General features: G+C 49.6%; 22 protein-coding genes and 2 riboswitches. Of the genes, 4 read left to right on the top strand and 18 right to left on the bottom strand.

The features are described from left to right. Positions 1–178: 178 nt before the first annotated feature. Entirely contained in the window at positions 179–844 is a 666-nt protein-coding gene (locus C7R91_RS10885) for a YutD family protein (RefSeq protein WP_047073011.1), read from the bottom strand. 79 nt (positions 845–923) lie between these two features. Between C7R91_RS10885 and C7R91_RS10880 the strand changes: the two genes are divergently transcribed. After that, on the top strand, positions 924–1,889 hold the full coding sequence (locus C7R91_RS10880; protein ID WP_236697957.1) for a YhcN/YlaJ family sporulation lipoprotein: 966 nt from the start codon (positions 924–926) through the stop codon (positions 1,887–1,889). A 73-nt stretch (positions 1,890–1,962) separates the two neighbouring features. Here the strand turns inward: C7R91_RS10880 and lipA are convergent, their stop codons facing one another. The 4 genes from lipA to C7R91_RS10860 all read right to left on the bottom strand — a co-directional run bounded on the left by lipA (position 1,963) and on the right by C7R91_RS10860 (position 6,974). Continuing rightward, the gene (gene lipA / locus C7R91_RS10875; protein WP_047073014.1) at positions 1,963–2,865 is read right to left on the bottom strand and encodes a lipoyl synthase; all 903 of its coding nucleotides are present in this window, start codon (positions 2,863–2,865) and stop codon (positions 1,963–1,965) included. A gap of 101 nt (positions 2,866–2,966) precedes the next feature. After that, the gene (locus C7R91_RS10870) at positions 2,967–5,162 is read right to left on the bottom strand and encodes an ATP-binding protein (RefSeq protein ID WP_047073016.1); all 2,196 of its coding nucleotides are present in this window, start codon (positions 5,160–5,162) and stop codon (positions 2,967–2,969) included. Continuing rightward, a complete protein-coding gene (locus tag C7R91_RS10865; RefSeq protein ID WP_047073018.1) occupies positions 5,159–6,286 on the bottom strand; it encodes a metallophosphoesterase family protein in 1,128 nt (375 codons plus the stop codon). The genes C7R91_RS10870 and C7R91_RS10865 overlap by 4 nt, the downstream gene beginning before the upstream one ends. Before the next feature lie 136 nt (positions 6,287–6,422). Beyond that, positions 6,423–6,974: a DJ-1/PfpI family protein gene (locus tag C7R91_RS10860; protein WP_047073020.1), complete on the bottom strand. Its 552-nt coding sequence runs from the start codon at positions 6,972–6,974 to the stop codon at positions 6,423–6,425. Positions 6,975–7,181: 207 nt separating this feature from the next. On the opposite strand from C7R91_RS10860, the gene C7R91_RS10855 reads away from it, so the two are divergent. From C7R91_RS10855 to C7R91_RS10845, 3 genes are all read left to right on the top strand, one after another. After that, positions 7,182–8,189, top strand: coding sequence for a M23 family metallopeptidase (locus C7R91_RS10855; protein ID WP_047073022.1), 1,008 nt, complete (start codon positions 7,182–7,184; stop codon positions 8,187–8,189). A 105-nt stretch (positions 8,190–8,294) separates the two neighbouring features. Beyond that, a complete protein-coding gene (locus C7R91_RS10850; protein WP_047073023.1) occupies positions 8,295–8,921 on the top strand; it encodes a TetR/AcrR family transcriptional regulator in 627 nt (208 codons plus the stop codon). A 3-nt stretch (positions 8,922–8,924) separates the two neighbouring features. Next, the gene (locus C7R91_RS10845) at positions 8,925–10,457 is read left to right on the top strand and encodes an aldehyde dehydrogenase family protein (protein WP_047073024.1); all 1,533 of its coding nucleotides are present in this window, start codon (positions 8,925–8,927) and stop codon (positions 10,455–10,457) included. Between the two features lie 23 nt (positions 10,458–10,480). Here C7R91_RS10845 and C7R91_RS10840 read toward each other — a convergent pair whose 3' ends face one another. The 13 genes from C7R91_RS10840 to yunB form a co-directional block, all read right to left on the bottom strand. Further along, positions 10,481–11,599, bottom strand: a complete 1,119-nt coding sequence (locus C7R91_RS10840; RefSeq protein ID WP_047073025.1) for a Ger(x)C family spore germination protein — start codon at positions 11,597–11,599, stop codon at positions 10,481–10,483. Then, positions 11,596–12,684: a GerAB/ArcD/ProY family transporter gene (locus C7R91_RS10835; protein ID WP_047073026.1), complete on the bottom strand. Its 1,089-nt coding sequence runs from the start codon at positions 12,682–12,684 to the stop codon at positions 11,596–11,598. Before C7R91_RS10835 ends, C7R91_RS10840 begins: the two co-directional genes overlap by 4 nt. A gap of 5 nt (positions 12,685–12,689) precedes the next feature. Further along, the gene (locus tag C7R91_RS10830; RefSeq protein WP_047073027.1) at positions 12,690–14,192 is read right to left on the bottom strand and encodes a spore germination protein; all 1,503 of its coding nucleotides are present in this window, start codon (positions 14,190–14,192) and stop codon (positions 12,690–12,692) included. A 125-nt stretch (positions 14,193–14,317) separates the two neighbouring features. After that, positions 14,318–14,782 carry a 6,7-dimethyl-8-ribityllumazine synthase gene (gene ribH, locus C7R91_RS10825; RefSeq protein WP_047073028.1) on the bottom strand — a complete coding sequence of 155 codons (465 nt, stop codon included), beginning with the start codon at positions 14,780–14,782 and terminating at the stop codon, positions 14,318–14,320. A gap of 16 nt (positions 14,783–14,798) precedes the next feature. After that, positions 14,799–15,998: a bifunctional 3,4-dihydroxy-2-butanone-4-phosphate synthase/GTP cyclohydrolase II gene (locus tag C7R91_RS10820; RefSeq protein WP_047073029.1), complete on the bottom strand. Its 1,200-nt coding sequence runs from the start codon at positions 15,996–15,998 to the stop codon at positions 14,799–14,801. A 16-nt stretch (positions 15,999–16,014) separates the two neighbouring features. Next, a complete protein-coding gene (locus C7R91_RS10815) occupies positions 16,015–16,671 on the bottom strand; it encodes a riboflavin synthase (protein WP_047073030.1) in 657 nt (218 codons plus the stop codon). 19 nt (positions 16,672–16,690) lie between these two features. Further along, positions 16,691–17,797 (bottom strand): bifunctional diaminohydroxyphosphoribosylaminopyrimidine deaminase/5-amino-6-(5-phosphoribosylamino)uracil reductase RibD, encoded by a 1,107-nt coding sequence (ribD, locus tag C7R91_RS10810; RefSeq protein ID WP_047073031.1) that lies wholly within the window; start codon positions 17,795–17,797, stop codon positions 16,691–16,693. A gap of 133 nt (positions 17,798–17,930) precedes the next feature. Continuing rightward, positions 17,931–18,077: riboswitch (FMN riboswitch) on the bottom strand. A gap of 113 nt (positions 18,078–18,190) precedes the next feature. Then, positions 18,191–18,338, bottom strand: a riboswitch (FMN riboswitch). Positions 18,339–18,405: 67 nt separating this feature from the next. Continuing rightward, entirely contained in the window at positions 18,406–19,074 is a 669-nt protein-coding gene (locus C7R91_RS10805; RefSeq protein WP_047073032.1) for an HAD family hydrolase, read from the bottom strand. Between the two features lie 115 nt (positions 19,075–19,189). Next, complete coding sequence (locus tag C7R91_RS10800; protein ID WP_047073034.1) at positions 19,190–20,119, bottom strand: c-type cytochrome; 930 nt, start codon at positions 20,117–20,119, stop codon at positions 19,190–19,192. A 158-nt stretch (positions 20,120–20,277) separates the two neighbouring features. Further along, complete coding sequence (locus tag C7R91_RS10795) at positions 20,278–21,657, bottom strand: sigma-54-dependent transcriptional regulator (protein WP_047073035.1); 1,380 nt, start codon at positions 21,655–21,657, stop codon at positions 20,278–20,280. A 7-nt stretch (positions 21,658–21,664) separates the two neighbouring features. Beyond that, positions 21,665–23,851 carry an ATP-binding protein gene (locus C7R91_RS10790; protein ID WP_047073037.1) on the bottom strand — a complete coding sequence of 729 codons (2,187 nt, stop codon included), beginning with the start codon at positions 23,849–23,851 and terminating at the stop codon, positions 21,665–21,667. Further along, entirely contained in the window at positions 23,848–24,843 is a 996-nt protein-coding gene (locus C7R91_RS10785; RefSeq protein ID WP_047073039.1) for an ABC transporter substrate-binding protein, read from the bottom strand. Before C7R91_RS10785 ends, C7R91_RS10790 begins: the two co-directional genes overlap by 4 nt. Before the next feature lie 127 nt (positions 24,844–24,970). Next, positions 24,971–25,696, bottom strand: a complete 726-nt coding sequence (yunB, locus tag C7R91_RS10780) for a sporulation protein YunB (RefSeq protein WP_047073041.1) — start codon at positions 25,694–25,696, stop codon at positions 24,971–24,973. Positions 25,697–25,760: the final 64 nt, after the last annotated feature.

Genomic DNA, 25,760 nt, shown 5'->3' with positions numbered 1-25,760 from the left:
GGGGAGGCTGGCCTGGTTGGAATCCCGGCTGGGGTGGAGCAGCCGGTGGTTGGGGTGGGGCACCTGGTGGCTGGGGTGGATCCCCTGGTGGTTGGGGCGGCGGTTATTAGATCAAAAAACGAAAAGAGCCCTGAAATACAGGGCTCTTTTTCTATGCTTTTGTTATTCTGATTCGTTTTTAGGAATCGCGCTTTGGCGTATTTGGTCCTGTTGGAACTTTATCGCGTTCACGATTGGGTTTCAATTGATTGGGACGGCGGTCTCGTGAGTTGGAGTCCTTGCCGTTTTTATCGGGGCGATCCTTTTGGAACTTTGGCTTCTCCCCGCGTTCGTTTCTCCCTGCCCCGTTGCGTTCAGCACCAGCATTGTTCTGGCGATCCTGTTTATTTTGACGCGGGTGATAGCGTCTGCGCTCTTTTCGTTCTACATAGGGCGAAGAGCCACCCTCTTCACGAGGAATGTCCTGACGAATATCAATGATGACATCAAAGCCAGCTTCGTCTTGCCCGCTTTGGTCGTCGCTGTTGCCAACATTTGCTTTTACCTTGCGCAAAACGAAGTACGGACAACCAAAATTGCAGAACTCATGCAGGTACTCATCCAAAGCGGCGATCCGCTGCTCGAACGGTACTTTGCGATTGGCGTCAGTATAAAACCCACGAAGACGAAGCTGACCATAGCCCCAGTCCCCTACAATATAATCGTACTTGTCGAGGATGTCGCTATAGCGCTCCTTGAACGCTTCAAGGTTCCAGCCGTCTCGATTTACTTCCATGACTTCATAAGTACCGGCTTGCGTGCGAATCAAACTCGCTTCCTCCTTACGCATGTATACTACGTCCATCTTATCATATTTCACGCAACATGAGCTAAATTTCCCACGATAACTGCCATGTGCCTTTGGACATTCTATCGTGTAGGGGGTGTTACCATTGAAAAAGACATGGTTGTATTCTGCAATTGCAGGTATTGTGCTCTTGGCTTCTGGTTGTAACAACAACGCTGCGCCTAATAACACACAACCGAACAGGACAATGACGAATCAAGCCGCGCCTTACACCAGAAACGTTGATGGAATGCACGTCCGCAACTACGACGGGATGGGTTTGAACAACTTTGACTGGTTCAACGGCGACAACAACAACGGAGTACGTTCCAACAATTTTGGCGGTGGTCACGTCCGTAATGGCATGGGGCTTACCAACAACGATGGAATCAACAATGGCTTGTTCCCAAATGGTACCTATCCACGGGCAAATGTCAACAACTACAACGCCTTCACGAGCGGTATGAGACCGTATAATGCCTTTACGGATCATAACGCAGGAATGGGCACGACAGGAATGGGTACGATGGGTATTAACAACGGGCCAGCCGGTGCGAACCAGTCCATTTATCAAAATCGTGCCTGGAACCGCGGCGGTGCAGGTGTCATGCAAACCGGAATGCCACGAATGGGCTATGCACAGACTGACCGTCAGCATATGCGTACCGCTGGCGTAACCAACGTCTATGTAGATCGTAACACATTGGCGCAGGCTGTTGGGAATGTTACTGCGAGCTGCCCTGGCGTTCAACGGTCTACCGTCTTGGTAACGGATCGAGAAATTTTTGTGGGGCTGAACACACAAGGAGCAGATGCACGTACAGCGAAAAAACAGGCAAAAATGAATGCAGAATCGGTATCACCACGCTATTACAGAGTGTATGTAACCGATAATCCAAATGATATCCAGGAAATCGCTCGTGTTGCCAGCCGCTCCAGCAATGTGAGTACAGCGCGTACAGAAGATGCGAATAGCATTGATACGCTAGTCAAGCGTATGGGTGGAACACCCCAGCCTACGAAGACTACTCACAAAGCTCATACAGGTACAACCAGTCGCTAAAGCGCTTTTCTCCCCCATGAAGTGAAAAACCCCCTCATTTCCGCTCGTATTGGGCGGCTGAGGGGGTTACTTATTATTGTGCTTTCGGCATGGATTCTTTCGCAATCGTTTCCTTCGCGGCACTCGCCTGCTCGTGAGCGTGATAAGAACTCCGCACTAATGGCCCTGACTCTACGTGGCTAAAACCACGCTTCATGCCTTCATCCTTCAAGCGAGCGAATTCATCTGGATGGTAAAACTTTTCTACCTTCAAATGCTTCTTGGTCGGTTGCAAATACTGACCAATCGTCATGATGTTGACGTCGACAGAACGCAAGTCATCCATCGTTTCGATGATTTCCTCCATCGTCTCGCCTACACCAATCATCAGACTGGACTTCGTCGGAATGCTCGGCTGAAATTCCTTCGCCTTTTTCAACAATTCCAGCGTCCGATCGTATTTGGCTCTTGCCCGTACGCGATCTGACATTCGGCGAACCGCCTCAATGTTGTGATTTAGTACGTCAGGCTTTGCGTCCATGACCACTTTTAGCGCATCCCAGTTCCCCATAAAATCAGGAATCAATACTTCTACCGAGGCAAACGGCAGTCGACGACGAATTGCACGAATCGTATCGGCAAAAATCTGTGCGCCTCCATCTGCCAAATCATCACGAGCAACAGAAGTAACAACGACATGCTTCAAACGCATTTGTTCTGCTGCTTCTGCTACACGTTCTGGTTCAGCTGTATCCAGCTCCGTCGGCAGTCCAGTTTTTACTGCACAAAACCGACAGGCACGGGTACATATATCACCCAAAATCATGAAAGTTGCTGTACCGCTTGCCCAGCATTCATGAATGTTGGGGCATTTTGCTTCTTCACAAACGGTATGTAGCGTCTTCGTGCGCATGGTTTGCTTAAGCTCTTTAAAGCTGGCTAGTTCTGATCCTGAAACAAGGTTGATCTTGAGCCACTCCGGCTTGCGTTGCGTCATAGGGCTCACTCCTCATGTGACATCATGGTACAAGACAATAACAATCTCCATTATAGAGGTTGGATTTCGGAGGGGCAACCTCTTTCCTGCCCCGGAAACAATTACCCGATCCGATGAACGGCATGACGCTTCTCTTGACGAAGCAATGGCGCAAGCATGCGCAGCTCTCGCTCATGACAGGTGAAAAGAAACACTTGATGTTCTTCTGCCAGCATCGCGACATAGTCAAGCGTTCGACGCAGACGCTCTTCATCATAATGGACAAAATGATCATCGAAAAAGAGAGGCAATGGCTCCGACTGCTTGGCATGATGCACCAATGCCAAACGCTGGGCAAGGTATAGCTGATCGATGGTCCCGGTGGAACATTGATCCTGTTCGAGCACCATTTGTTTGGTCGGCGCAAGCAAACGGATGGCAAATCCTTCACGGGGATCGAGTCTGACATCCCGATACGCTCCCCCTGTAATATGCTCGATGATCTCCGAAGCCTGCTGATTCACCGCGGGTGTGCTATCCCGCTGCCATTCCCCTACTGCCTCCTGTAGCATTTCCCGAGCCAATTGAAGGGCATCCCGCTTATTTTGCAATTGACGAAGTGCTGCCTGCGCTTCCGCAAGCTCATCAGTCGCGCGAGATAATGACAGGCTCTCGTGAACCGCCATCTCCCCATTTCCTCTGGCTATTTGTTCCCGCAGCTCCTGCAGTCTCTCCTCCATCTCCACCAACTCGATGCGCAATTTGCCTTGCTCGGTCTCAAGCACGTTTTTTTCCTGATCCAGCAAGGTCCGAAGTGTCTCGCCCCAGCTTGCAGACAGCTCAGCCTCCTGCTTCGTTTTCGCCATTTCCGACAGAAGCTCCTCTGATTGTTGCTTGCTTGTGGCTTTCAGTAGCTCTTCCCGTCTTTCCAAAAATGTATCCCAATTACTCGCACCCCATCTCTGAACGAGTGCGGCGATTTCAGCATCGATGGAAGCAATCTCTGCTTGTACCCTTTGAGTTTCCTGTACCGTATCATGATCTGCTGTCTGTTTGGCTCTGCCCGCACCCGCGCCTGCTCGGAGCAAGAAAACCCCAAAACCGAACAGCAACAAAGCGGCAGTTACAGAAATTCCTCCCAGAACTGGATGCCCACTCATGAAACCGATTAACCCGAGAACAGACAGTATCCCTGCGCCGCTCCACATGAGTGCAGCTCCCCGCTTCCTTTTTGCCTGATTGCTTTGTCGGGTGCTGCGTGAGGCTGCACTTCGCGGAGTTGTAGAAAGAGCGGATACAGCCAATGTCGCCAAACGAATATGCAGTGCTTCTCGCTGTTTGAGCAATTGTGCGCCTTTTTCATAATCGTGCTGTAAGGGTATAAGCTGGTCAGCACTCTGTTGAACGGCGACCGATGGCATGTTTACCTGAGTGAAACCTCGTCTTGCCTCTTCGTGAATAACCAACTCTGCCTCAGAGCGAGCTGTTTGCTCCCACCACGCCCAGTCTTGTTGACTGACAGGAGCATGGCTTCGTTGCCAGCGTTCCTGCAACGCTTTTGCTTGTCCGATTGAGCGGTCCAGACGCTGCTGCAATCGGCTGCGCCGCAGTTCTAATTGCTGACATTCTTCTGTGGCTTCCGCTATTTGCAGCGTCAGTTGGCTGATCGTTCGCCACGCTGCTTTGGCGATTTCCTTCTCCTGCTCTTTTTGGGCCACCTTCGTAGCGGCTTTTCCCAAAAGTGTATTTTCGGCCCGTTCTTTTTTGCCGATGAGGGCAACCTCTCGATCCAGATCCGCCAAAATTTGTTGGACTGCCGGATTGGCTTCTTCCACAGTCGTAAAGGTCGGAATCAAATGCTCAGCCGCTTGAAGCGGTTCTCTCCTGATCCACGTCAAATCCGTAAATAGACTGCGTGTAAGTCCCGTATGCTTTTCGATAAAATTCCGTTCTTTGCGTCTGTCTTCCAAATAAAGATCAGTCAGCTCCGTCCATTCGGGGTCCAAAAAGAGGCGCGCCTCCTCCCGCTCCTTTGTCAACTGACGATGTAGGCGATAGGTTTTGCCCGCTAATTTATACGTAATGATCGTTTCATAAGAGCCACTCTGCCATGGACGGTACTTTTCATATTCAGGCAAGTATCGCGTCGTTTTGACGTAATCGCGTTTCATTCCATACAAGGCAGCGAATATTCCCTGAAGGATGGTTGATTTTCCTGACTCATTGGGGGCATAAAACAGATTAATGCCTGGAGCAAAACGGAAGGAAGCATCCTGCCATTTTCCGAAGCCCACTAGCACTAGCTCCTCCATTTTCATCGAATGGTTCCTCCAATCCGCGCTAAAGCCTCTTGCTTGGCTAACCTGACGATTTCTCGTTCATCCTCATTTTGCGCACGGGACTCCGCCTCTGCCAGCTTGGAAAGCCATCTCCCCCAGACGCCACCATCTGCGATCAGCTTGTCCTCATCCACATCGGGCCAGGTCCGGTCTATCAGATGCAGCACAAAAAAACGAGAAAATCGCTGTTGAAGGACGGACAATGGAGGCTGAAAATGGGCTGCGCGCTCCCCTGTCAGTGTGATGTACATCATATCAGAATCCTTTTCCTCTAGGAGTTGCTGCTCCATCCGATCAATGAGCTGCTCAGTCGTTTCTACTCCATTCCCTGCGATTTCCAGCTTTCGAATTTTGCGTGACTGAACAGGAATCGCCGTGAGCTGCAATCTGCCATCATGATCCAGCTCTCCATACAAAACATTTCGTTCTCCCGCTTCCTTGCTCGTCAATCCTTCTGGAGAGCCTGGGTAAGCTGCGAACGGTTGTTTTTTGACAGGATGCATGAACTGTTCAGGCTTGTGAATGTGTCCCATCGCAACATAGTCCATGTCCGTCTGTACGAGCTGCTGCAAGGTGACAGGCGCATACGGATGATGCTCTTCGTCTCCTGAACCGGAAAGCACACTGGCATGCAAAACCATCAGATGATGGGCATACCCTTCCAATTTGCCTGGAAATGTATCCAGTGGCGACTCGTACACATGTGGCTGCCCGAAGCCCCAGCCGTAGATCACGCACGACTTTTCGGGAAATTCATACACGCCCCACTCGGGTGTAAACCAGTAGACATTCCCTGGCCATTCCAATGTTTGATAAAATGAATCCGCTCGCCACGGATCGTGATTGCCAGGTGCGATTACGACAGGGATTGGTGCGATACTGGCAAAAAGATCACGTAAAAACATCGCAGTGGATCGTCTTCCCCCGTGGTATTCCAGCAAATCTCCGGCAATGAGCCAGAAGTCCGCTCCCTTTTCACGAACGAGGTCACAAATTCTTTTCATCGTTTGACGAAAATCATCCTGACGCAGCTCGTAGCGCTCCCCTAACATTTGAAGCGGCGCGTCCAGATGGACATCCGCTGTATGAATAAATGACAGCACGATCAATTCCACTCCTCACATGAAACAGACGAACATACTTTCCCTTTATGATACAGAGGAAAAGGCTGGATGAAAAGCATCTGTCAGAACGAAAAAACTTCCGCCAGCGATGACGGAAGTTTGGAGGACTGATTGTTCACTTGAGCAAACGGAGGAATTCACGCATGAAGCCTGGCAGGTCTGGCCATGCATGGCCGGAAACAAGATTCCCATCAACATGGAGCGTTTCCGTTTGGTAGATCGCTCCGCACGCTTCTACATCGGGTCTGCAAGCCTGGTAAGCTGTGATTTCACGGCCGGCTAAGTGCTCGCGAACGATGGTCAATACTTGGGAGCCGTGGCAGATGGCTGCGACCGGCTTGTTCGTCTCGAAAAAGTGCGCCACAATCGGCTTCAAATGCTCATTGAGCCTGATATGCTCAGGTGCTCGTCCCCCCGGAATAATTAAGGCGTCAAACGCCTCAGGGTTAATGTCTGAAAATGCAACATGGGCTGGAAGCTGATAAGCTGGCTTTTCTGTGTAAGTATCACTGTGTGCTTCGAAATCATGGCAAACAGTGTGCAGCGTTTTCACGCTTGGTGCTGCAATGACCGTTTCATACCCTTCCTCCAAGCAGCGGTAATACGGATAGAAAACCTCCAGTGCCTCTACAGCGTCGCCTGTTACTATCAACACTTTTTTGCTCATCACACAGCCTCCTCATGGCGATTTTTAAGGAATACACTCCTCCTGATTTCAATTCTTTGACGATATGGTGTGCTCCTGCCTGTTTTTCCTGCAAATTTACAAAACTTTCCTCGATAACAGCCAAAAGCTCTTCCAAAAGTATCTTGGATATTCCACTCCAACTGGCAGAAACTACAACCAATGACTACAAGGCTGGAGGGAGAAGGCATGCGGGTTTTCCGCCTAATCGTTCAGATCAGCTTGTGCGTGGTTGCAGCAATTTCTCCACTAGAATCCGCCGCCGGAATCGCTTCGTCCGCCAAAGAGCAAGACCCGGTTCTTCAAGAACGCTTGCAACTCTTTTTGCGCTTGGAATCGATGTACGGCATTCCGTGGAATTATTTAGCAGCCATTGATCAATACGAGCGAACCATGAAAATACGCAGGAAGAAGCAGGAGCAAAAAAATGTTTCGCGGCTAACAGCCTTGGAGATTCCAAGCGATCGTTGGGCAGGTGCGTTCAACCCTGATGCAGAGGATACGAATCCGGTATCTATTCAGTTTTTTGAAGGGATCGGGATGGACGGGGATGGCGATGGTGCCGCGGATCGTCACAACGATCTCGATGCATTCATTACTTTCATTCACTACCTATCCCAATACGGCTTCTCCCATGAAGATTGGCAAATCGGTCTCTGGTCGTACTACCAGCGGGATCGGTCCGTGAAGACGATCAGGCAATTCGCTCAGGTGTATGCAAAGTATCAGCATCTGCACTTAGATGAGCGCCATTTTCCCATCCCAGCGAGGTACGAATACAGCTACCGCAGTACATGGGGGGCTCCGCGCGGCTGGGGTGGTCGTCGTATCCACGAGGGGACCGATATTTTTGCCAGTCACGGCACCCCTGTACTCAGCACAGCCTACGGAGTCATTGAGGTAATCGGTTGGAACAGGTATGGCGGATGGCGAATCGGCATGCGGGACATGGGCAATGTGTACCATTACTTCGCACATCTGTCCTCGTTTAAAAAGGGCTTGAAGCCGGGTGACATCGTGGAGCCGGGGGAAGTGATCGGATATGTCGGCAGCTCTGGATACGGGAAGCCCGGCACCTCTGGCAAATTCCCTCCCCACCTGCACTACGGTATGTACAGGGAAACTGGCGACGCAGATTGGTCATTTGATCCTTATCCGTATTTACGACGCTGGGAGCGGCAAAAGAAGCGGCAATAAAGCTGCTTCTTTTTTATGGGCAGCTCTTTTCATTGACAGACATCATCCGTTAAAAATACAATAAAAACAGAAAAACTGGACAGTCGTCCAAAAAGAGGTGAGAAAGTGACTACCCATAAAAAAGCCGAAGCAAAACGGGCATTTTTGATTGAGCAAGCGACTGCTTGTTTGGCTGAAAAAGGGTATGCACATGTTTCCTTGCGCGACATTGCCAAGGAATCTGGCGTCTCACTTGGCATTCTGCATTATTACTTTGCAAGCAAAGAAGAGCTTTTGCTCGCTGTAATCTCTAGCTACAAAGGACGTTTTATGGAGGAGTTGGAACGCGAAGTGCTCGCAGCTCCATCTGGAAAATGGTCAGCAGCTCTAGCCCGTGTCTTGTGCCGGAGTCTACATGAGGATCGAAAGCTGCATCGGCTCTGGTATGACTTGCAAGTACAGGCCATGTACGTTCCTGCGTTTGGTGAGCAGGTAAAAGTCATTCGTTCCCGTCTGCATCAGCTCATCTCTCGTATGCTTGTACGATTGCAGCGAGAAGAACAATCCACTTTGACCATCGACGAAAACTCCGCAATTTCACTCATCTACTCTGCAATCGACGGATTCCTTTTTCAATTTTTGCTCGATGAGTTACAGAAGCCGGAAGATGCGATTGCCCATTTTGAGCAGGCCTTTGCCCATTTGATGCATGCACTCTTCTCTTCGGAATCTCTATCTCCTGAATCGAGGTGAATCATGATGGCAGTCATGTCCATGCAAAATCCCGCCACTGGAGAGCTGCTTGGCTCTTTACAGGAAGCAACTCCAGAACAGGTAGAACACGCGATGGCACGTGCGCGTCTTGCCTTTCCAGCTTGGTCCACTATATCGTTGGCCGAGCGTCTGAACTATTTGACACGGTTGCGGCACTATTTAGTCGACCACGGCGAAGAAATCGCCCGAAAAATTAGTGAGGCTACCGGAAAAGTTACATTGGAAGCCTACATGACCGAAATTTTTGTCACTGTCGACACGATCCGTTTTTATGAAAAACATGCCTATCAGATGCTGGCCGATCAGCCAGTACCAACCTCTATCGTGCTGTGGCCGAAGAAATCGTATATCCACTACAAGCCGATGGGTGTCGTCGCGGTCATCTCTCCCTGGAATTATCCGTTTCAGCTTGCCATCATTCCTGTATTATCTGCCCTCGTAGCAGGCAATACCGTTATTTTAAAACCTTCCGAGGTAACTGCTTCTACCGGACTGCTCCTTGAAGAGGTGTTTTCCGCTGTTTCTATACCAGATGGAGTCGTGACTGTCCTGCATGGGGGACGGGAAGCTGGACAGGCGCTGGTGGCAGCGCGCCCGGATAAAATATTTTTCACAGGCTCTGTCGCGACAGGCAAAAAAATTATGGCGACAGCGTCGGAGCATTTGATTCCTGTTGAATTGGAGCTGGGCGGTAAAGACCCGATGATCGTGTTTGAAGACGCTCATCTGGAACGGGCAGCAAATGGCGCGGTGTGGGGGGCTTTTACGAACTCCGGGCAGGTATGTATGTCTGTCGAACGGCTTTTTGTCCATGAAAAGGTATATCCTGAATTTCTCAAGCTGGTCACCGAAAAAACAAAAGCCTTGCGCCAAAGCTATCCGAATCAGGCCGAGGTCGGGTCGATGACGTCTTCCCAGCAAATCGGCATTGTCCGTGAGCATGTGAGCGAAGCACTGGCTGCGGGCGCGACTGCAGTCACTGGGGGACTTCCTTCCTCTGAAAGCATGTATATCGCGCCGACCATCCTCACAAACGTGACGACTGACATGAAAATCATGCGGGAAGAGACCTTTGGTCCGGTGCTGCCCATCATGACTTTTGCCACCGAAGAGGAGGCTGTCCGCTTGGCTAACAGCTCACCGTACGGGCTGAATGCCTCGGTATGGTCAGCCGATAAAACTAAAGCGGATCGCGTAGCTCGTCAGCTCGACAGCGGCAATGTGTGCATCAACGACGTCATTATCAGCTACGCCAATCCCCATCTTCCTTTTGGCGGGGTCAAACAGAGCGGTATCGGCCGTTATCGCGGGCCTTCAGGACTGCAAGCCTTTACGCACAGCATCTCTGTCATCCATGATCCAGGCAAACGCAAGCGCGAGTTCAATTGGTATCCGTATACGAAAGATCAGGAGCTCACCTTCATCGGTTTGACGAACCTGTTATACGGCAAGCTCCAAAATGTAAATCGTCGGACTTTGGGTGCGATCTGGCGCGAATTCAAGCGCCTGTTCTAACTACGCCGGATTGCTATCGCTCACTATTTCAGTGTGCCGAAACCGACTATATCCACATGAACCTTGACGTTGAATTTCGCTTTTTTATAAAGGGCGAGACCCGTTTCGCGTGTCCATTTGCCATGATATTTTTGGCGAATGCTCTCCTCTAGCTGCGCCGGGTCAACCCCTTGCTTTTGAAAACGTAGCAACATCTCCATGCTTTCCTTTTTGATCCGTTTCTCAAGCTCTTGAACCAAGGTCCGAAATTGAGCCCGCTTCTCCAAATCCTTGCTGCCTGAATAGCCCACCAGCATTCCTCTTACCCGAAGATCAATGTGGATGACAGGCTTTTTCAGGCTGCCTTCGCTTCTTACTTTCGTTTTTGCCCGCACAAAATCGAAGACGACCCTTTCCGTTTGTTTTTTACCTGTCTTGGTCACATGTTGGAACTCGAAGCTCATACGTGGCAAACGTTCTCTTCCCAGAAACCCCTGAACCATCTTTCCCTCTCGCTGTGAATAAAATCCGATCATCCTGTCTACTCGAAAAAGGGCCGCCTTAAAAATCTGAATTTCTCCGTTAACGTGGATGAGATACGGAAGATTGGGGTCCATCGTGTTGCTGGTCATCATAAAAACAAAATCATGAATGGTCGCAAAAGACGAAAAGGCCGTTTCCACTCGCGGACGGAGCAAGCTGTTCAAATACGTATTGATTTCCGGCCTGTGGTTATAGGTTCCTTTGATGACATCTTTCGCTTTTCCTTGTACAACGGCAATGTATACATTTTCTCCTACAATCGGATTGCGATAGAGATCAAGGATGACTTTTCCGATCCCTACTTTGCGGGCGTATTCTTCACTGAACAAAATCACACGCAATTGCGAAAGGGACATGGTCCTATCTGCTTTTGTCGCGAGATTCAGCATTGCCTCACTCGTCATCGAGGCATTAGTCGAGTACACCTGTGTCGTTTCTTTATTCCTGGCTGGTACCGGTACCGACACGGTGACATTTATCTTTTCACGATCCACATAATCAAAGCCCATAACCCCAATCATAGCCATGTCTTCCAGTGCCGGCCGTTCGAGTTCGCCCCCGCACCCGCAAAGGCTGAGCAAGAGGATAACCGTAACAATAAACCAGCTCACCCTCTTCATGATACCCGCTCTCCTCTACCGAACCTCAAGGAATGAAGCAATAACAAAAAAATCGGCCACAAGATCAATCCATAGGCTATATAAACAGTCACCTTGTCATAAATGTAGCGTTGTTTTTCTACAGATAATGGCCCCACAATGAATAAAAACGAAATGATGGTCGGTAAAAGCAGATGCCACAGCCGCGTCTTTTCTGCCATTTCTTCAAGACCTGTACGCGCAACCCATAAATATCCCGTACTCGTGCTGAGAATGAGGAAGACCCAGAGACCAATCCCGAGATTTTCGATCCGCTCTAAAAAAGACAACTCTACAGCCTTAAATAAATTCAAAATGGGATAAATGAGATTGTCCATTTGCCATTCGGAAAAATAAGCTACGCTTGTGATCAAGATCATGACGTACAGCAAAACAACGATCCATATCCCAATCAGCACATGCTTGTGTGCCTTGTTCTTCTCTTGGATATACGGGTAGAAAAACAGGACCAATTCATACCCAAGCATACTCGCGTAGGAATTGTGCACGGTTTCGGCTATACTGCGCCAATCTGTATTAAACAGAGGAAAAATATGCGTGAATCCTCCCTTTTGAAAACCGTACTGCAAAAGAAAAACCATCCAGCCCGTAAAAAAGAAGGTTAGCAGGCAAAAACGCGCGATCAATTTGATGCCGCCATTTGTAATGTAGACCATGGTCAATGTCAAGCCGAGCAATGGCAATGTGGCTGTCTGATTGCTCAGCATGGAGGTTTGCACCAGCCTGATGTATCCTTCATTGGCGGTTGATACATTCAGAATGGCATAGACGATAATCAGGATATTGAAACAACGTCCCAACCATTTTCCCAACAGCTTTTCATGAATCCGGAAAAGATTATCCTCTGGATAGCGTCGGCACAAGGCCATCATGGGAAATAGAGTTAGGCTGACGATGCATCCCAGCAAAATCGGAGACCACCACAGATTGTAGCCCATTTTGCTTGCATGATGAGCCAATCCAAGTAAATTAACCCCCACCATCGTATTCATAATCAATCCGATTACCAGGATCGGATTCAGGCTGTGAATTCTCCCTCTATCCATCTACCCTAGTCCTCCCCAACTGGCCGGACATGCTTTTGCTTTGCCCGGGACATGCGGTTGCGATTGACGATAAACTTCAATGGAGCACGTACGAGACTATTCATCAAATCGGTCCATTGACGCGGAACCCCCGGGGCCATGTACGGCGTCCCGAGTGACGTCAGATTGAGCAAGTGCGCGAATAAAAAAGCCAGCGCCAGCATCTGGCCGTACATGCCCAATAATCCTGCCATCAAGATGAAACCATAGCGAACGAGCCGAATCGCATTACTCATCAAAAAATTGGGTGGCACGAAAGAAAGCAGTGCTGATACAGAAACAAGGACGATCAGGATATTACTGGCTAACCCAGCTTGTACAGAGGCTGTCCCGATCACGATACCGCCAACGATACCGATCGTCTGGCCGATTTTAGTCGGCATGCGTATCCCTGCTTCCCTCAGGATCTCAATGACGAGCTCAATAATGAGTACCTCAATCACGGGCGGAAAAGGCACCCGACTGCGTGATTCAGACAAAATCGTCAGTAAAGCGGGGGGAAGCATTTCCGGATGATACGTCAGGACAGAGACGTAGCTGGAGGTGAGCATAATGGTGATAAACAAACCGAAAAAGCGAATCATCCGCAGCAAGCTCGCCGTTGACCATCGATTGTAGAAGTCTTCAGGGCTGCTAAACATCTCCAGAAAGGAAGTCGGACAGATGGCAGCATCCGGACTGCCATTCAACATGATCACGATCCTGCCGTCCAACAAGGCTGCTGTTGCGTTGTCAGGCCGACCCGTCAAGCCAAATTGCGGGAATGGAGAGTACGGCTTGTCCTCCAGCATTTGCTTTAAGACAGGCATCCCAACAAATCCAGGGTAAATGACATTGTCGAGCCGTTTCTTCACGCGCTCCACATTTTCTGCGTTCGCGATGTTGTCCAGATAAATGATAGCTATCTTGTTCTGCGCCTCGGTGCCAATCGTGTAGCTCGATACTTTCAGATGAGGCGTAGCTAGTCTTCTCCGAAGCAAAGACAAATTGATCTCCAGCATTTCAACAAAGGAGTCTTGCGGTCCAAGGACGGTCGCCTCCGTCTCGGATTTCGTAATGGAACGATGTGGGACCTGAAATGTATTCACATGCAGAATGAGATCCCTTTCCAGGAAAAACAAAATGGTATGACCGCGCAGCAAGTTACTCATCAACGTCTCCATATCGTCAAGAAGACATTCCTGCGAGAAAGGGAGCGCCTGCATCGGATCTCTACCATCGGAACGCTGCAACGGAAGAAAGACATTCTCATAAATCTGGGACACATCCACCAGCGTATCGAGAAAAAAAACGTGTACCTCTTCGTCATTCATCTTCAATGACAAGCTGCTGAGGTCATCCACGTTTTGCATGCATTGTTTTACCATATCCGGTGTAATTTGTTCGCTTCGCCGCGCTTGAACCGAACCGATGCGCCGCTTTTCTCGTATGGCCTCTACTTGCGCTCTCCACCATTCAGTCGGCTTCACGGTAGATCCCCCTTTTTTTCAGGAAAATCTTTCTTACTTTGACCCGTCCGTGGTGATTTTATCCAAAAAAATAGAAAACGGGAGCCGAAGCCCCCGTTGAAACATCTCGTTCTATTATGAAATGATTAAGCGAACTGCCTAGATAAATTAGCCATTTCGATCGCTGCCGTTGCTGCTTCCCAGCCTTTGTTGCCTGCTTTGGTTCCTGCTCTCTCGATAGCTTGCTCGATATTGTCTGTCGTCAAAACACCAAAAATAACAGGTATCCCGGTAGATAGAGATAGGGACGCAACTCCCTTTGCTGTCTCATTGCAAACATAATCGAAGTGTGGAGTGGAGCCACGAATGACAGCTCCCAATGTAACAACAGCATCATAGCGACCCGATTCCGCCATTTTTTTGGCGATTAACGGAATTTCAAACGCCCCTGGTACCCACGCCACGTCTACCTGCTCATCTTCTACGCCATGACGCTTCAGGGCATCGAGAGCCCCTCCGACCAGCTTGCTTACGATCAATTCATTAAAGCGTCCTGCCACAATCCCTACACGCAAACCTGTTCCAACCAAATGTCCTTCGAATGTTCTCATCGTTTATTCCCTCTCCTTATCCGTGCAGATGAAGCAGGTGACCCAGCTTCTCTTGTTTTGTTGTTAGGTACTGTTTGTTGTGCAGATGCTCCGGCATTTGAATCGGCACCCGTTCTTCTACTGTTAATCCATATCCGGTAAGCCCGCGGATTTTTCGTGGATTGTTGGTCAAAAGCCGCATGCGTTGCACGCCTAAATCGCGCAAAATTTGCGCACCGATACCGTAATCTCGCAGATCAGCGGCGAACCCTAGCTGTTCATTGGCCTCAACCGTATCCAAGCCTTCCTCCTGCAGCTTGTAGGCACGCAGCTTGTTAATCAAGCCAATGCCTCTGCCCTCCTGGCGCATGTACAATAAAATGCCGCGTCCGTTCGCTTCGATCTGTTCCAATGCAGCGTGCAGCTGTGGACCGCAGTCGCAGCGATGTGAGCCGAAAATATCGCCTGTCAAGCACTCCGAGTGAACGCGGACGAGAATGGGCTCATCCGGTCCGATCTCTCCCTTGATGAGAGCCACATGCTCTTTGCCATCCAGCTCGTTCGTATAGGCTGCGATTCGAAAATCACCGTAAGCGGTCGGAAGCTGCACTTCGATTTCCTTTTTCACCATGGATTCCGTCCGCATCCGATACGCTATCAAGTCTGCAATTGTAATCAGCTTGAGATCAAAGCGGCGTGCGATCTCTACCAATTGCGGCAGACGTGCCATAGAGCCATCCTCATTCATAATTTCGCAAATGACTCCCGCCGGTATGCCCCCCGCCAAGCGAGCCAAATCAACTGCCGCCTCCGTGTGACCTGCTCTACGCAATACACCGCCAGACTTCGCGATTAACGGAAAAATATGTCCCGGTCTGCGGAAATCCTCTGCGGTCTTCTGAGCGTCCAGCATCGCCAGGACCGTCTGAGAGCGCTCATGAGCGGAAATCCCTGTGTGTGTACTCCCTTCATCAATGGACACGGTAAAAGCCGTTCCTTGCTTGTCTGTATTGGCATTCACCATCGGAGCCAGCTCCAAGCGAGTTGCGTGCTCTTCTGTCACCGGTACGCAAACGAGTCCCCTGCCATGTGTGACCATGAAGTTGATCATTTCCGGCGTAGCCGCTTCGGCCATGCAGACAAAATCTCCTTCGTTTTCCCGATCCTCATCATCTACCACAATGACTGCCTTGCCCTGACGCAAATCTTCCAACGCTTCTTCTATGCGATGAAACATAATTTCTCCCTCCTACTCACGCGAAGCCGTTTTCCTGCAAAAAGGCTAGACTGAGCCCGCCAGATTTTTCTGTACCGCCATGGCTTTGATAACCTAACAAACGCTCCACGTATTTGCCGATGACATCTGTTTCGAGATTCACCAAGTCCCCAGGTCGTCTGTCTGCAAGACTCGTATTCGCCAGCGTATGCGGAATGATCGAAACGGTAAAACCGCTATCGTTTACGTCCACCACGGTGAGACTGATACCGTCTATGCAAATCGATCCTCGGGCAATGACGTACTTCAACAGCTGCGGTTTGGCCTCAATCCGAAACACGACTGCATTCGCATTCACCTCTCGTGAAGCAACCACTCCGGTCCCGTCTACATGTCCGGAGACGATATGCCCGCCAAATCTGTCCCCCAGCCGCATCGCTCTCTCCAAATTCACTCGCTGTCCACTGCGTAGTTGGCGCAAGCTCGTCTTGTTCATCGTCTCTGGCATCACATCGACGCTAAACTGACGATTGGTATAAGAAGTAACCGTAAGGCAAATGCCATTGACCGAGATACTGTCGCCGAGCTTCACCCCTTCGAGTACCTGCTGTGCGCGGATGACCAGTCGACTCGCCTGCTCGTTCCCTTGAATCGATTCCAACACGCCCACTTCTTCGACCAGTCCCGTGAACATGCTCTCTCCTCCTTACTCGCTACGTCTGATCCTCCCATTGTGGGTACCCGCTGATCTGTACATCACCTTTCCCAATAGGAGTGATCGTGACATTTGTCAGCTGTACCGCTTCTCCCATCGTCGCAAAGCCTTGACCACCGAATGGCGAGGGCGCACCGCTTCCTCCGATCAGCTTTAACGCGATATGGCTCACGACCTTTTGAATCGCTCTCGCTTGCAAAAAGGAGCCGTTTACTTCCTGCCCGCCTTCTACTAGCAACGAGGTAATCCCCAGCTCTCCCAACGTATCCAGCACCTTTTCCACGCGAATTGGCCCTGCCGTTGTAATGATCTTTACTCCTCTTGCCTCAAGCTGCTCCTGCTTTTCCCTTGGAGCTGCACCTGTCGTAAAGATCCATGTCTTCGCATCTGCATTCTGGACGACTCGGGCATCCAACGGCGTCCGTAAATGGCTGTCCAAAATAAAGCGAACTGGCTGGCTTCCAAAACGCTGATCTTCCTGGCGCGCCGTCAACAGTGGATCATCCGCGAGAATCGTCCCAATCCCAACGAGGATCGCATCGTGCTGCCTGCGCAGTTCATGCACCTCTGCCCGAGCCTCTGCTCCCGTAATCCACCGACTGTGTCCCGTGAACGAAGCGATTTTCCCGTCCAATGTACTGGCCGTCTTTACCGTCACAAATGGACGTCTGGTTTGGATGTAATGGAAAAAGACTTCATTGAGCGCCTTCGCTTCCTCTTCTCTCACGCCGACCGTCACTTCCAGCCCTGCGGCCCGCAGCATCTCCACTCCTCGTCCCGCTACCAGTGGATTCGGGTCGAGCGTCGCTACAATGACACGACGTACATCAGCTGCGATCAACGCCTCTGCACACGGCGGTGTTTTCCCGTAGTGACTGCAAGGCTCCAGCGTCACGTACACGCTCGCACCTTGCGCTTTTTCCCCAGCCATCCGCAGTGCGTGCACTTCAGCATGGGGTCCTCCTGCCCGCAGATGCGCTCCCATTCCCACGATGGTTCCATCCTTCACAATTACAGCTCCGACCATGGGATTCGGACTGGTTTGGCCTCGTGCCGATCGTGCCAGCTCCAGCGCCAGATCCATGTACTTGCTGTCCTGCTCCATACCGCACTCCTTTCTGTTCCATCATTCCAGCCAAACACAACGCAAAAAGCCCTTGAAACCTCAAAGCGTTTCAGGGCATAGGGAAAGAAGCCTTACCTCATCCGTTTTTTGAAAAAACAAATGAAGAAAGCAAAAAAATCTTCTTCCATCCGGACTGTACCGTCGGCTCTGGGATTTCACCAGATCAGTCGCTGCAAAAGCGTGGTCAGCGAGTCGCGGGCTCAGACGTACGTACGCCATTACCGCCGGTCAGGAATTTCACCTTGCCCTGAAGATTGTCGCTATGAAGTTTTATGAAAAATAAAAACGCCCATGAATATTATGCTCAGGGCGTTCAGAAAGAAGCCTTGCTTCTGCCGTTTTTTTGAAAAAAACAGCGAAACAGGCCGTTCCAAATACCTTCTCCCATCCGGACTGTACCGTCGGCCTTGGATTTGCACCAAGTCAGTCGCTATCAACTGCTTCGATAGCGAGTCGCGGGCTCAGACGTGCGTTCGTCATTACCGCCGGTCGGGAATTGCACCCTACCCTGAAGGCTGGTATTCAGTTATGCAAAGTATAGCATACTTTTCGCTATTGTCTGTAATCATTTACTGGAGAAGTGCACTTTACTCTTGCTCAAACTTTTCAAGAACGGTCAGGAGTTCTTCCAAATCATTTATGTACGCCCTTGGCACAACACCATTTCGCTCCATGTCCAGCTCATTCCCTTGATAGGCAATAAAAGCAACTTGTCCGTCACAGGCCGCCTTTCCATCGATCCACGAATCCCCGATCATCGTCCAAGCTGAAACAGGCCAGTCTGGCTTGCGGCTGCGGATATAGTGAATGCCCGATGGAGATGGCTTCAAGGTCGTCATCTGCTCGCGTGCGACGATTTCATCAAAATAGGAGGCGATTCCCGTCTCGTTCAAAGCCTCCTCAGCGGCGGCATATGCGTTGTTGGTCAAGATATACAGCTGATATCGGTTCTTTAACTCTTCTAGAACTTCTACCGCGTGCTGCTCCAGAACAGCGCCATGCATCCCTTCCTTCTCGATCGCGGTTACCGCATCCCACATCGCTTGCTCCAGCTCTCTCGTCATCTGCTCCGCTTTTCGCCCGATCTCAATGAGCTGCGATGCAGTATGCTTTTCCCACTCAAGTGTAGGAGAAATGATCCCATTGTCCACCCATAGCTGAAAAATGGCCCGCTTCATCTCGGTAAAATCGATCCTGGATTGCAACAAGGTATTGTCCATATCGAAAATAATGCCTTTTTGAAAGGTTTTAATCATTGGGCGCCTCCTTTTTTGACAATTCGCCACTTCCATTTTATCAAAAAGAGGACTATCCCTCCGTCATTTTATAACTTTTGGGACAGCCCCCTTTTTGGGGTTAGGTATTGAGTTCCTATTGCTTTTTCTTTGAACTGTCTACTTCATACGGCACATCCTTTGGAACGCCTCCAGCTGGCCAGTCTTGTGCCTTTTTGGAAAAGTCCGGACGCGGCTTGGACAAAATATAGGCAGCTAGGTCCGCTGCTTCTTGATCCGTTAACGAACCTTGCTTGATACCGCCCATTTCCCCTAGAGGCATATTGCGCTGAATGTAGCCAGCAGCTTTGGAAATTCGGGCCATACCTGCACCAATATTAAAGGAGTTATCCCCCCATAGCGCTGGTCCAGAGCTTGGACCTGTACCTGAACCATCAGCTGCATGGCATTGCATACACGATTTTTGAAAGAGGGCTTCTCCATTGGCCACATTCGGTTGAGGTACGCTCTTCATATCATTTTTCTCTATCCACGGGCGCTCTTTAATGCCTACTGGTACATCTGTTGAGATATACGTCAGATAGGCGACCATCGCTCTCATTTCATCGCTGTTGTAAGGCAATGGCTTTCCGTTCATGCTTCGTTGAAAGCAACCATTGATGCGATCCTCAATGGTAAGCACTTTGCCAGACCTTGGAATGTACTGGGGATAGACTGCGGTGACACCTGTTAAAGGAGAGGTCGCATCCATTCCGGCATTACCGTGGCAGCTGGAGCAGGAGAGCTTATTCCCTGTGTATTCAGGGATCACTGTGCTCGTTTCATTCATTAACTTATGTCCATACTTAATCGATTCTCCCAATGGCCCTTCTGGCACCTTGTCCATACTAGGCGGGGTGTAGGAATCTAGATTGATCGCTCCCGTTGCCCCACTCGCTGTTTTATCTTTGGCCTCATTCACTGTTGTGGGTTGAGCGGTCGGCTGTGTAGCGCAGCCTGCAAAGACCAGTATCGCTACTACTACCATAGACAGCTTCTTCCAGCCCGTCTTCTCTTTTTTGATCATAGCTCTCACTCCTCCATGTTGATCGTGCATTCACACCATGAGAGTAGCAAGAGGCATGCCAAACGATAAAAGCAAGAAAACGAACGGCTTGGCGCTCCCAAACTGCAAGAAAAAGAAAAGACCATGCCAAAATGTCATGGTCAGTATGCGACAAAATGTCACGGTCGCAGCTCGTACTCTTCGATTTTGCGATACAGATTACGTACGCTGATCCCCAGCTTCTCAGCTGTCTTGGTCTTGTTCCATTGCAGAACGTCTAGCACATGCTTGATATGTTCTCGCTCTACATTTTTCAGTAAAAATACCTCTTCCTCTTCCGTTTCTGCTGATGAAAGGAGCTTCCGATCTGACGGGTTGTGAAGTACTGGCTGTTCGTGAGGAAAAAGATCCTTGTCCTCAATCTCCTCTCCTTTTGCCAAAACGACAGCGCGTTCAATCATATGAGCCAACTCCCGAACATTCCCCGGGAATGAGTAGGCCAAAAGAGCTGCCTGCGCTTTCAAAGAAAGCGGTTTGACTGGGTACTTGCGCTTGAGTCGATTCAAAAAGAAAGCGGCCAGTGGCAAAATGTCCTCTCTTCTCTGGGTGAGGGGTGGAATCGTTATATCCATGACATGCAGCCGGAAATATAGATCGGATCGAAACGTTCCTTCTTCTACTTTCTTTTCCAGATCGGCATTGGTAGCAGCAATGATACGAACATCCACCTTGTGCAGAATCGGGCTCCCTATTCGGCGAAATTCACCTGTTTCCAGAAAACGGAGCAGCTTGACCTGCAAAGGAAAAGGCAAGTCCCCTACTTCATCCAAAAAGAGCGTCCCCAGGTGGGCAATCTCTACCAGTCCCTTTTTCTGAGCAGTTGCGCCTGTAAAAGCTCCCTTTTCATGCCCGAACAGTTCACTTTCCAGCATCGTTTCTGGTATCGCCCCCAAATTGATCGGCACGAATGCCTCTGATGCTCGCTCACTACATTCATAAATGAGTCTCGCGATGACATCCTTCCCTGTCCCGCTTTCCCCTTTTAAGAGAACGAGAAAATCCGTACTGGCCACTCGCTTGGCAGTTGCTATGACCTCTTTTAGCTTCGGGCTTTCCGCAACGATTTGAAACGTCGTTTTCCCATTTGTCGATAGAGCTTCTCTCAACTGTTGGTTTTCCTCGGTCAATTGCTGTTTTTCGAGGGCCTTGGATATCAGAACCTCCAATTCATTGAGGTTGTAAGGTTTTGTCAAATAATCATAAGCGCCGCGTTTCATCGCTTCGATAGCTGTTTCGATGGTTCCGTGTCCCGTCACAACAATGATTTGAATGGCAGGTGAGGCTTCCTTGCACCATTGCAGAAAGGCGAGACCGTCCATCCCGGGCATTTTCAAATCAAGCAGAATCACATGTATCGTTTCGCTGGTCACTAGCTTCTGTGCGCTGATTCCGTCAGATGCTTCCAGCGTGGTATATCCCTTTCTCTTTAATCGACTGGTTAATAGATGGCGGAAATCTGCTTCGTCATCAACAATGAGTATACGAGTGTCAGCGTGCATCTTTTGTTCATTCCCCCTTTGCCGACGGCAGGATGACCGTAACAGTCGTGCCTATGTTTGGCGTACTTTCGATCTCAATTTCTCCGCCTAAATTCGTCACAATCCCGTAGCAGACCGATAACCCAAGACCAGTCCCTTTTCCGGGAGGCTTGGTTGTATAAAAAGGCTCCAAAACATGTGGCAAATCTGCTGCAGGTATACCGCATCCATCATCTCTGATCCGCAGACGGATTCGATCATTCGATGGAGAATCAGTTGCTATCTCAATATTTCCATGCTCCTGGGTCGCGTACAGTGCATTGGTTAACAGATTAAGCAAGATCTGCTGAAGCTGTCCGGGCGTAGCGAGAAGAAACGGAGCAGAGGCCGACAGGGATTGGTTCACCGTTACCTGTTTGACACGTATTTCATGGGAGAGGAGGATGAGAATGTCTGTTAGGACTTGATGAATATTTACTTTTTCTACGGTAACGGGTGATTTTCCCGAAAAATGCAGCAATCGAGTCGTGATTTCCTTGCAACGGTTAATTTGTTTGTCCATCGTGTCCAGGTATTGGGTAAGCTCTCCTGTGTCCTGTAAATCTCGAATATCCTCATCCACTAGACGGTCTCGCAAGTCTTGTCCATACAACGACAGAATGCCTAATGGATTATTGATTTCATGGGCGAAGCCAGACGCCAAGAGTCCAATAGCAGCGAGCTTGTCTGCTTGTGCGATGGCGGCTTCTAGCTCTCGTTTCTCCGTGATGTCCTCGATGACCTCCAGAAAAGCAGACGATTCTTTCTCCGGATGCAGAGGAAAAACCTGATGGCGATAAGAACGGACACGTCCATCCTGATCGACTCTGGAGGAAATAAGGTCAGTCTGCTTTTCGTTTACCATTTGTCGCGTTCGGAGCATGCAACTGCTGCATGAACTAAATTGCTGACCAATCGTCAGATGGCAGTCTTTCCCTAGGAGATTAGCTGTATCCTGGAACCACGCTGACGCCGTTTGGTTAATCCAGCGAATGCGAAAAGACTCATCTACGAGAATCAACCCCATCCCCATGCCACTGACGACGAGATCAAGCCGTTTCTTTTCTTCCAGAAGCTGATTGGTCTTCATCTCCAGACTCTGTGCCATTTCATTGCAGGACGCTGCTAGTCTGCCAATTTCATCTGAGGTCGTTACTTGTATTCGTACGGATAAATCGCCCCCTGCGATTTTTTGCACAGCGGATTCGATCTTTTCCATTAATCGGCTAAACGAGACAGAAAACACAATGCTAATCCCCGACACGATAAGTGCGATGAATAAGGTCGTAAAGAGCAGAGATTGTTCTAATTTTGAAAAGGCAGCAAACGCCGTTTGGCTCGACTGTTCCAGCATAATGACCCAATGCGTGACTAAGGACCGCATGGCATAGTTGACCATGACATCTCCATTGGAAGCTTGATACGTACGGATAACAGGCTTTTCAGTTCGATCTGGCAGTGTCCATGAGGGAGGAATCGCTTGTTCATAATAGGTCAAAGAGCCGTCGGAAGGCTTGCCCAACATAAACGGATCTGCAAACCTATCGCTTTTCCCATCCGTGACGAATAAATAGGCCTCGTTTTCATATCGCGCTCGCAGTGTGACCTGTTCGAGCAACTGTTTTACATTGAGCTTTGCGTACATGCCGCCTTTTACACCGTTGGCAGATACATGAGGGATCGCGACCGTTACCAGCAGCTTCCCTTCCGCTGATCGGACAATGCTTCCGATGTATGGTTTTCCCGACTGGATCGTGGAAAGAAGTTGGTTGTCTATCTCCTTAGGTGTGTCCAGCCTTTGGTGCTTCCAGCGATTCAGTAAAAACTGCGACTCTCCATCCTGATGAAAAAGCGCGACCTCCTCTATGTAAGGGGAGGTTTTCAACAACGTATTTAGTAAGAAATAAGCATCATCATCGCTAGGGCGCTCACTGAGAAAACGCTGCTGGACCACCTCCATGGATTGGGAGGTGTGTAAAAAAAGCATATCTAACTGTGCCAACGTATTTTCCACGTAGATCTGATTGGCTCTGTCTACCTCTTCTCGGACCTTTTCTTTACTGGTATACAAATTGATATAACCAAGGATCAGAAATGGGAGGATGGACATGCATAGCCCAAACAGGAGCATCTTTGTCTTCAGTCGATTGATGCGCGGCAGTCTGCTACTCCTCATTTGTTCCTCACTCCATACCATTCTTGTGCCAGTGACCACTGTTGATCGGTTACGGTAATCGGAAGCTTGGACAAGGAAGTGGCATTGACAGCCAACCGCACGTCATCTGGCCATTCGATTGACAGAGCGGTAGGAGGGACTCCATCCAACACCCGAGCCACCATATGAGCAGCCTGCATGCCTTGCGCATGAAAGGAAACGCCGTAAGCGGCATACAAGCCAGCCTTCACCTGCTCGGGGTATGCGCCCATGACAAACAATTGCTTCTCGATCAAAAGAGGCAAGCAATCGGTAATCGCGTCTTCCAAAACATAGCTAGGTAAAGGAAGCATGGCGTCGTATTCTCCTGGAGAGAGCCTAGTGAGCAATTGCTCTAAATCTTTTGGGGAAGCAACCTGCTCCACCTGCAAATGAACGCCAAGCAAGGTTGCAGCTGACCCTGCTTCTACGATGGCTTGCTCTGTCGTAGGAGCATGAGAATCGGCAATGATCAGAATGCGCTTGGCTTCAGGCAACAAACGAGTTGTCAGCTCCAATCTTTTTCCAATCACATTCATTTGGCCATTGCTGATTCCACACGTAACCGTCCCCTCTGTCTCAACAAGCGGTAGCTCGACCATTGAGGCGACACCAATAAAAACGATAGGAACCGTCGTTGTCTCCTGTTGAATCAAAAAGGTCTCGTGCGCTCCTGTCGTGACAATTACATCCGGCTTTTTTGAAATCAAACTCTGGACAAGGGAGCGCTCCTCCTCTAGCGTCTGAACCGTATTCAAATAAACGGGCACATACTGAACACGCGCTCCTTCACTGAGACCTAACGATTGCAATCCAGCCTTTAATCCCGCTACTTTATCTTTTCGCTCCTCATTGGCAATCACAATTCCTATCGTGTACACATCGACGTCCTGTTTTTGCTGACTACTGGACCAATCGAGCAAAGTTCCTGCCACTAACAAGATGAGAAAGAGGATTTTCTTTTGTCTCTTCATAGGTATCACATCCAACTCTCATCATAGCGGCAAATGATTGCTGAAAATGTGAATAATTAACAAACCTTGGCCAATGTATTATGAAAAAAGCGACAGCAATGCGCTGCCGCTTTTTCCTATTCAACGATTACGGAGTGCCGTCTGGTGTATCTCCAGGGGCACGCGGCACATCCGGCTTGCCTTCCGGGTTGTTGTACAAATACGTCGGTACATCGCCAATGATCAAGGAGTGGGTGATCGGGATTTTCGTCGTGATCGTCTGCTCCTCAGTCGCAAAAGGGATGACGATGCGAAGATCGACCTCTACGAAAATATAAACCGTCGCCAGCACCATATTGATGCCTGCTTCCTTCAGCTCTGTCTCCAGCTTTGTCTTGACCGAGCCGATGGGCACGAAAGTCACTGGCAAATTCGGTCCCATCGATGCCAAAAAGGAGTTCCCAGTAGCCAAACCAAGCGGGATCGTGCGGTCTACTTTTTCTTGCTCGAACTCTTGGAGCTTGTTCTGGACTCTCGCAGTTGTTTCGCCCACGATTCTCGCATATTCCTTGAAGTTGAATTGATACGCCTGAATCTGCCCCTCGTTGTTCTTCTCAATTTTGACAATCTGATTGAAGTCGACGCCTTGCTGCGAAATCCGCTTGGTTACGGCATCTGTTATCGCTTCTTTCGCCAATTGCTCGGCTTTTTGCGTCGCCAGGATCAAAAGAGTAGGTTCCAATCGATTTTGCAAAAACACAAGGGTCTGTATCGTCAAAACAAAAAAGATAATCAACGCGATCAAAAACGCTTTCGTACGTGAAAGCGGGTTTCTCCAACGCCGACGGGGTCGAAATACGGCCAATCCCGACACCTCCCAACTGGTACATCCTATGGTTAGAAGGTCGAAAAAAGACTACGTGTATCGAGAGGCCAGA

The organism is Brevibacillus formosus (genome assembly GCF_003013405.1).
Classification (GTDB): domain Bacteria; phylum Bacillota; class Bacilli; order Brevibacillales; family Brevibacillaceae; genus Brevibacillus; species Brevibacillus formosus.
The sequence above is the reverse complement of the archived record's forward strand: the minus strand, read 5'-3'. Positions and strand labels throughout refer to the sequence as shown.